Below are 8,337 nucleotides of genomic sequence, written 5' to 3' on the forward strand. Positions count from 1 at the left end.
TTTTTTTTTGCCGAAACCTTAACAAAAGTCGCGATAAAAATGAACCGCTTTCCTTCCAGGGCCGCTAATTTTGTTCGCATGGATTGCACTCCTCAAAGATCTATTTCCATAAATACAGCATTGTGATCGAATCCGAGTGATATGGTGTTTAAAATTTTGTATTGCATAATTTTGTTAGGCAACCCAAGCGGATTATTTATTTCGGGCAAGATATAGTCCAGTCTGAATTTGTTCTGCTTATGACTGACGTAGGTATAGGATAAGTTCGGTTTATGGGTATAAAAGGGGTCGTGGAATACAGGCAAGTTGGTTGAGTTCACGACAACAGGATCAAACGTAAAAGGCAAAGCCAAGTTATAATCCCGCGACCAATAATTTCGTCCTTGCCATGTTTTTTTAAAATTCGGGTGTATTTGATCATAGGTAATATTGAAATCTCCAGCAAGGACAATCGTTTTGCCTTTCGACTTTTCCTCTGCCGCCCAAGCTGCGACTTCCTTCAGTTCCAAACACTTCTTGTCTATGTATGCCTCTGAATCCAAATGGACATTGGCGATCAGTAACGGTGAAATGCATTCTGACTGTAGTTCAAGATAACAAATTCCCTTAAAATGATATTTCGACGGAACGATTCCGCCCATTGAGGGCATGTTCGAGAATACGGCCAATGATCGGGAGTGCTTGTGCTCAATGCAGGAAACCATCCGAATGACATCTTCTACATACATCATCATAGAGTCATTGCATTCTTGCAATAAAACAACATCCATATGCCGGATCAAATTAAAGAACAGAGGATCGATCTTCTCTGGCCTCCTCGTTCCACAATTTAGGGTAAGAATCTTTAAACCCTGGGAGGATTCCAAATTCTTTTCTTGTTCCTCAAAATGATGTTGCTTTTCCGACTTCCAAGCATCCTGTTCTTCCGGTGAAAGCTTCAAGTAAGCCTCTGTTTGTTCTAATTCACGTACAAGTTCATTAGCGAAGGGTACGTAACGGTTCTCAAGCTGCAATATTTTTTGACAGTAATTGATGCCTGTCTGTTTTAAAGTGACCGAATTCTGATCGATAGCCAAAAAACCACTTCTTTCGAATTTAGCCAACCGTTCCCCATAAAGCTGATAGTGCGTCTCTAACTGAACCTTGTTCAAGACCCCTGTGCGCCATAAATTTTTCAATGCCCTTTGTTCGGTGGATTTTACCACTTTAACATATTGACTTTTCCTACCTCTTTTTCCCAAAACCATAATCAAATTATCCCCTTTTATCGTTAAATCAAAATTAGTTGTGTTGCATAAAAATTTCAGTAATTCCATTAAATTGTTTTGCAATATTAGGTTTTTTAAAGTGTACTGCGGGAGGGTGAATATGTGGCTACTATTTCAAGAAAATGAATTGATATCTCATTAAAACAGCGATAACCTTGGACTATATTTTCTTGTCCTAGGTTGTCGCTGTTTATATTTGGTGCTGCATGATACCTACTTCATCAATTAATGAAGGGCTACATACTTTGAGTTAGTCCCTTTTGTTGAACAAATTTGATGTTATCAGCTGCCATGTCCATTAGATGTGTTTTTTTATCATGGCTTAGATACGGAGTTTTTTGTAAGGATATCGTATCGTTGTTGCCATTACCTCTTAAGTTAATTTCAATATCCCCGTTTTTCCCCATCCGGTACCGATCCACCATCTGATGAAGCTTTTCACCTAATTTTTCTGTCGGCATGCCAGGAGCTTTAATTACTACATTTTTCAGTGTTTCATCTACAAGTGGGTGCATCCACTGTTCAGAATCTTTGGCTAATACAAGGGCTGTCTTCGGATCCTCTTGCAGTGCACTAATGACTTGATCTGCTGTGCCGATAATTCGAATTTTTGGGACTACTGCCTTGTCGCGAGCTATAAAGAGATCTCCAGTACGAGAGATGTCTATAGCTGATAAATCTTCAGTAAACACGCGTATTTTGTTCATTCGGTCTAAGGACTGTAGTAGATTTACTGCTCGCTGTGAATGAGTATTATCAATCACTCTGATAGCTGATTTGTTACCATATTTAACAGCAACGAGTTGTAAATCCTTTGCTTCATCTACAATTGTTTGAGCCATTAAGGAGGCTGACGGTTCAGTAAACTGAGCCACGATCGTTGATCCTACTGTCTGCACAGCTTGAAAATCGTTTGCACCGTTAATTGTTAATTGCATTTGGGTTTGTCCGTTCGAGAAAGTTGTTTCAGCTCCTGCAGGTAGATGATTCAAAATTTCTTTGATCTCTGCTGCAGTCAGCGGTGTAGACTGTGTAAGGTCAATGTTTGGGTATTCCCCAGTATGTGATTGAAAATGATCAATACGGAAGTTTGACTCGGTTTGTGTGAAAAGGTCTTCAGCAACATCCTTTGCACTAATTGCGGACATACCCTCAGCATCTCTTATGAAATGGCGGTATTTATCGGGAACAGTAACTTCATATATCCCTGCTTGCTTATCCTTTATGAGATCAAGAAAAGGCTGACTCCAAGATTCTTCAAGCGCTTCTTTGTGAGTTTGGAATTTAATTTCGAATGATACGTTATCCAGGGTGATATGAGCTGAGCTTACTTGAGTATGCAGCTTCTCAAGAATTTGAGTAAATTCCTTTCGATTAACCAATTGGGCCTCGCCAGTAAAACCTTTTTGATTATTTCTTTTGAAAATTTCATCGACTGTATCTTTCAAATCACCTACAAAGTGAATAGGCTCATTTATTGAACCTTCTTGAATGCTGAAACCTTGATCATGTTTTTTTACATATAAAATATCTTCATTCTTGCCCACTTGAAATTCTTTTGTTCCAAGGTCGCTCATAGAAGATAGAGATTCAACATATTTCTCTTTTTCCACAAATGACATCATATTAGCTGGAGAATTTTCTGTGTATTCAATTGATTTTAAGCCTACAGTCTCCTTACTATCCAATACATATTTTGCGATTTCAGAAGCAGAAGTATCTTCCCATGTCGGTGTTTCCCCTTCTTTCGGAGTCAGAGGGTAGGCCTCATAGAGTGGTGATTCATCAAGTGAAGATTTACTTATGACCCAATCATTCTGCCCAACCTGGACGTTGAGAATCATATCATCCTTCATGTGCTGGATCGTATTCCTCATGTCGTTAAGTTCCATTTTAATTGGTTCTTCAAAAGTATAAGCGTTATTCAAATTAATCAGCTCCTTCTATAACTATTCCTGTGTTTTTGGGTGCTCGACGCGATATGCAGCCGAACTAAGGACGGTCATTTTTCATTTCACAAATGTATAGCGGTTGGCTGCTGTATCGTACCCGAGTGCCGAGTCAAAAGGACCTTTAGATCCTACAAGGCCAACAATCTTGTCGGTTTTCCCAACCTTTAATAATTTCTTGATTTGCGAAACGGTTATCTTTTGGCCCAGAAAATCTTTGCTTAGTTTAAATTTACAGCCTTCTTTCCATGCGCTGCAGCCATAGGACTTTTCATTTTCTACTACTGGCTTTTTACATAGTAAGCACGACCCGATACTTTTATCTTCGGCGGTCGGTTTCCGCGAATCGATTTTGTCATCCTTTAGTTGAACATAAAGCTCATATGTTCCTTTTTCACTCGGCAAATCTTGCAGCAAAACTTCTTTCCCGTTGAGTAATGATTTCACTATTTTTGCGGTTAGTTCTGTACTTCTGAAGGACTTCCAAATAGCGAACTTGCATCCTTCTCGCCATCCACTACAGCCGAATGATTTAGTTCCCTCAACAACCGGCTTATTACATTTAGGGCAGTTGCCGAGACTACTATCTTCAACTTGTGGGAACCGAGTATTGATCTTCCCTTCCTGGATTTTAATATAGAGATCATATGGCTTCTTGTCTTCTTTTCCAGGTATGCTTTTGATGAGAATTTCTTTCCCAGCTAACAGATCCTTGGCTTGTTTTACCTTGATCGTAGTACTCCGGAAGTCTTTCCAAATGGTAAAATCACAGCCCTCTTTTTTTCCGCTGCAGCCGAATAGTTTCGGAGATTCCGTTACGACTTTTCCGCATTTCGGACATGCTCCTATTTCTTCAACATTCTCAAATGTATGGGATGATTGTGGTAACTGCTCAATTCTTAGTGAAAGAGCGTCTTTAGTCTGCAGAATATTATGCGTGTACGTCTTAAATTCTTGAAGCAGCTCCGCTACTGGCCGTTCTCCTCGCTCAACCTCACCGAGCTTTTGTTCAAACTCACCTGTGAGCTCAATGCTAGCAATGGGATGTTCATAAACCATCTCCATGAAAGAGCGGCCCTTATTGGTCAAATAGACCAGGTTCTTTGTGATTTCGATATACTCCCGATCGACAAGCGATTGTACAATATTGGTCCGGGTTGCTGGTGTACCAATCCCTTTTTCTTTAATTTTCTCAAGTATGCCTTCATCGACGTTCTCATCAACAAAACGACCGGCATTCTCCATTAGCTTCTCAAGCTCATCATCATTGAGTCTTCTAGGTTTTGAGGTTTGACCTTTTACAAAATCAATACTGTTTGTCTTGGTACCCATACCATTCTCTAATGCCGGTATTTTTCCCGATATGGTTTGGGATTCTTTGTTCTCTGGCTCATCATCATCTGGTTTTAAAATAGCTCGCCATCCTGGCGTGATTATCTCGATCGTTCTGGAGTAAAATGTTTCGTCGGCAACACTGGTGATAACCTCAATTTCTTTATCTTTACCGCTGGCATGATGTGCGGCCAACGTATGTTTAAGAATCAATTCATAGAGTTTTAATTCGTCTGCAGATAGTTTATCGCTCTGGCTGGAAGGATCTTGTGCAGTGGGTACGATCGCATGGTGTGTGGCTGCTTTTTTATCATCAACAAAACGACTTTTTCCTTTAAGGCTTTGTATAGCTGAAGGGAAATATTGAGGATATGCAGTTTTTTCTCGTAAGATGTTTAAATGACTGGCTAGTTCATCCGCCTTATTTTCTGAAAGATGACGACTATCTACACGTGGGTATGAAACGTACTCTTTGTCATATAGTGCCTGTAATGCTGCGGTTGTTCGGACTGTGCTAAACCCTAACTCTTTGCGAGAAGCTGTTTTTAAAGCGGATGAATTAAAGAGCTGCGGTGCACTACGATTCACTTCTTTTTCGGTATAACTCAATACCGATCCGCTTTGACCGATCAATTTTTTCTTCATGGTTTCCGCTTTGTGTTGATCTGTAAAGCGATATATGTTCGTATCGTCCTCGACTTTAAACCATTGCCCCTTATAACTCCCTTTAGAAGTCTGAAAATCAGCTGTGAGGAGATAGAATGGTTCTGCAGTAAAGTTCTCCATTGATTTTTCCCGATCAAAAACAAGGCGCAGCGTTGGGGTTTGAACACGTCCAGCTGATAAATTAGCTCGTCCACCGGTTACTTCAGCAGCAAGTAACGAAAAGAATCTTGATGCGGTAAAACCTAACCAGTAATCGGCATACGAACGTGCCAGCGCGGCATCACCGAGGAATGTAAAATCATCTGAGCTCTTCAAATTTTGCATGCCATTCAATATGGTTGCTTCTGTAAGATCATCGATCCAAAGGCGCATCCATTTTTTTTGGTAGCCGGCTTCCTTCAGGATTAATCGTCCTATGTGCTCGCCTTCTCGCTCCGGATCTGTTGCCATGATACACTCTTTACTATTTTGCAGCAGCTGTTTAACCACATTGAATTGATCGATCTTTGTTGGATAGACTTCAGTATCCATATGCTTTGGAATGACAGGTAGGGCTTCCCATGTCCATGCTTTATATTCCATATACGCATCGGGAGCTTTCAATCGAATGAGATGACCGATTGCCCATGTCACAACGTCACCATTCCTCAGTTCAATGTATCCGCGTTTTTTTGCGGAAATCCCTAATGCTTTCGCTATTTTTTCACCCATATCGGGTTTCTCTGCTAGAATCACTCTGTTATACAAAGCAATACCCCTTTCAGAAGAGTTCGATTAATCATTACTCTCCAATTCCTTTTGGTATAAAACGACTCTGTTTTTACCTTCACTTTTGGCAACATACATGGCTTCATCAGCCTGCTTAATAAATTCTGCAGCCGTTAATCCAAACTCTGAAATACTGCATCCCACACTTACTGTTACTGGGAAGATATTAGGTGTGAGCTCTTCTACTCGAGACCGAAAGAGTTCTGCAAGCTCTTCTGGATCGGCATGATCGTTTGTAATAACCGCAACCATTTCTTCTCCGCCATATCGGCCAATTAATGCAGTCTCTTTAAACGTCTCTTGCATAATCTTAGCGACTAACTTCAGAATGGCGTCACCCATTGGGTGTCCCTGGGTGTCATTTAAACGCTTGAAATTATCAATATCGATGAAGATTAAAGCCCTCGCGGTATTATTACTTAAATAATCATTCACTTTCCGTATAAAATAGGTCTTATTATACAAACCAGTAAGGCCATCAGTGACCGCCGAGTTAGAGACAGCTAAGACCATATCAACGATACGATCATAGAAAATAAGAAGCATGACCCCGAATGAGGCTGTGGCTAATACTGTGGTGAAAAACAGTGCTCCTGGGATATGAAAAATGATCATTGCGGTTTGTATGACAAATCCGACTGAAAAGAAGATGTGTGACAATAAGAACATTTTTTTCTTCGGTAGCTGTGACAGTATCTTAAAAATGAAAAAGTTAATGAAGGCGATATTCATCACTGTTAATGCTGCAGCTCCTAGCTCTTGATTGAAAAATCCGAGGGCTAGAGAAAGTATTGCCGCACCAGCTGCGCCGGCGAAAAATGCTAATTCCTTTTTTCTTTTGGGTAGAAAAAAATGAAAGAATGAAGCATGTATACCAATGAAAAGTATTAAAGAGGTACCACTGATTAGGATTACAAGATGGTCAGACGCTATATTGGTTTGAGCTGCTGCAAACAAAAGAAGATGGATAACAGCTGTGGATCCCGATGACAACGATAAGAGTAAATAATTCCGCGTCCTCCATCTGAGATAAAGTAAAAACGTAATTCCAAATAAGGATGCCATTAGTCCAAAAGTTAAAAATGTAGGTAAATAGGTCAATGTTTCTTTCACGATATTCTCCCTTTTCATGTATGAATAGTTTTTCTGAAAGACCCATTCCTTTATTTGTAACAGCTACATTTTTTCTTTCCATTGCTGATAGCTTCTTCATAATTGGAATAGGTGATTACGTTTTGTACTTTTGCTATATTCCGACCATGCTCACAACTCAAATCATGGAATACAGAGGATGAGTTTAAAGCGAAATACACTGAATGGGATCCGCTTTGAGCTTTTCTTTCATTGTAGGCATACATCTTACTGGTCAACTTCTCCCGATCCCACAATTGTATCTGGAGCTGCTGAGCGGATTCACGCACCTGTTTCGTGAAATTCCGATTTGTGATTATCCAAGCCTCCTCGCAATTCCACAATGTTTTAGCAGTAAACACTTGTTGCACTGCATCAAAGGTTACATTCTTATTCCAACACTTGGCTTGTACACAGATACGTTTATTACTTACTGGTTCGATTAAAATCTTATCTGCTCCTCGATCTCCCCTTCCGCCCGTATCCTCTACGCGGTAACCCAAGTCTTCAAAATACACCGTTAAATAATCTTCAAACTGTTGACCGGTCATATGATCAATCTTTTGAATACCCGACACTCGAAGCTTATGTTTTTCTTTTAGTCGTTTTTGACGATTGAAGTAAGAATAAATGAGGATAACAATACCCTGTAGTCCAAACCAAGATAGAAGTACAAAGCCATATGAGATAGGCAAAGGATCCGCTGGAAGATCAGAAGTACTGAGTTGATTATTGGACATTTTAAATCCCATGAATACGAATAGTGATAAAGCAATAAAGAAACTATTTAATGCTATTATCTTATTGACTAAATTCTGCTTCTTCTTTTTTTTCCATCTCCGCTGATTTTTGCTCATTTAGGCTCTCCAGGTTTGTACTTTGATTTTTGGAATGAATTCTTCTTCATCTGCATCTTATATAACCGGGTATAATTTGTGTTTTTGTGACCAAGCAAGGTCGCCAGTGGTTTTAGATTCATTCCTTGCAATAAAAGTTCATGTGCAAACGAATGACGTAATACGTGTGGTGTCAAAGCATCGATGTTAAGCTTTTTCCCTATTGTTTCACAGAGATAATGAATTCCCATTTCTGCGAGCTTCCCTCCACGTATGGATAGAAATACATAAGAATGATCTTGTTCACCGCGCTGCTCTAACCACTCAATTAATGATTTTTTCAGTTCAGTGCATAATGGTAGATGTCTGGACTTACCATTGTCATCC

The 8,337-nt window shown here is 39.8% G+C and carries 6 protein-coding genes; all 6 read right to left on the reverse strand.

Translation table 11 applies throughout. The features are described 5' to 3' along the window. Nucleotides 1-92: 92 nt before the first annotated feature. On the reverse strand, nucleotides 93-1,151 hold the full coding sequence (locus tag AC787_RS32695; RefSeq protein ID WP_152970840.1) for an endonuclease/exonuclease/phosphatase family protein: 1,059 nt from the start codon (nucleotides 1,149-1,151) through the stop codon (nucleotides 93-95). Between the two features lie 353 nt (nucleotides 1,152-1,504). After that, nucleotides 1,505-3,196 carry a hypothetical protein gene (locus AC787_RS32700; RefSeq protein WP_054029174.1) on the reverse strand — a complete coding sequence of 564 codons (1,692 nt, stop codon included), beginning with the start codon at nucleotides 3,194-3,196 and terminating at the stop codon, nucleotides 1,505-1,507. Between the two features lie 81 nt (nucleotides 3,197-3,277). Then, nucleotides 3,278-5,962 carry a type IA DNA topoisomerase gene (locus AC787_RS32705; RefSeq protein WP_054029175.1) on the reverse strand — a complete coding sequence of 895 codons (2,685 nt, stop codon included), beginning with the start codon at nucleotides 5,960-5,962 and terminating at the stop codon, nucleotides 3,278-3,280. Between the two features lie 27 nt (nucleotides 5,963-5,989). Beyond that, nucleotides 5,990-7,096 (reverse strand): GGDEF domain-containing protein, encoded by a 1,107-nt coding sequence (locus AC787_RS32710; protein WP_161807609.1) that lies wholly within the window; start codon nucleotides 7,094-7,096, stop codon nucleotides 5,990-5,992. A gap of 50 nt (nucleotides 7,097-7,146) precedes the next feature. After that, the gene (locus AC787_RS32715; protein WP_054029177.1) at nucleotides 7,147-7,971 is read right to left on the reverse strand and encodes a restriction endonuclease; all 825 of its coding nucleotides are present in this window, start codon (nucleotides 7,969-7,971) and stop codon (nucleotides 7,147-7,149) included. Further along, the coding region (locus AC787_RS33975; RefSeq protein WP_152970841.1) for a tyrosine-type recombinase/integrase at nucleotides 7,968-8,337 on the reverse strand (370 nt) is incomplete at its 5' end. The genes AC787_RS32715 and AC787_RS33975, both read right to left, overlap by 4 nt.

The organism is Bacillus sp. FJAT-28004 (assembly GCF_001280845.1).
In the GTDB taxonomy this organism is placed as follows: domain Bacteria; phylum Bacillota; class Bacilli; order Paenibacillales; family Paenibacillaceae; genus Pristimantibacillus.

Excerpts from the sequence above, each read along its gene's own strand:
- AC787_RS32715 (WP_054029177.1), bottom strand. The coding sequence starts at position 7,971 with ATGAGCAAAAATCAGCGGAGATGGAAAAAAAAGAAGAAGCAGAATTTA.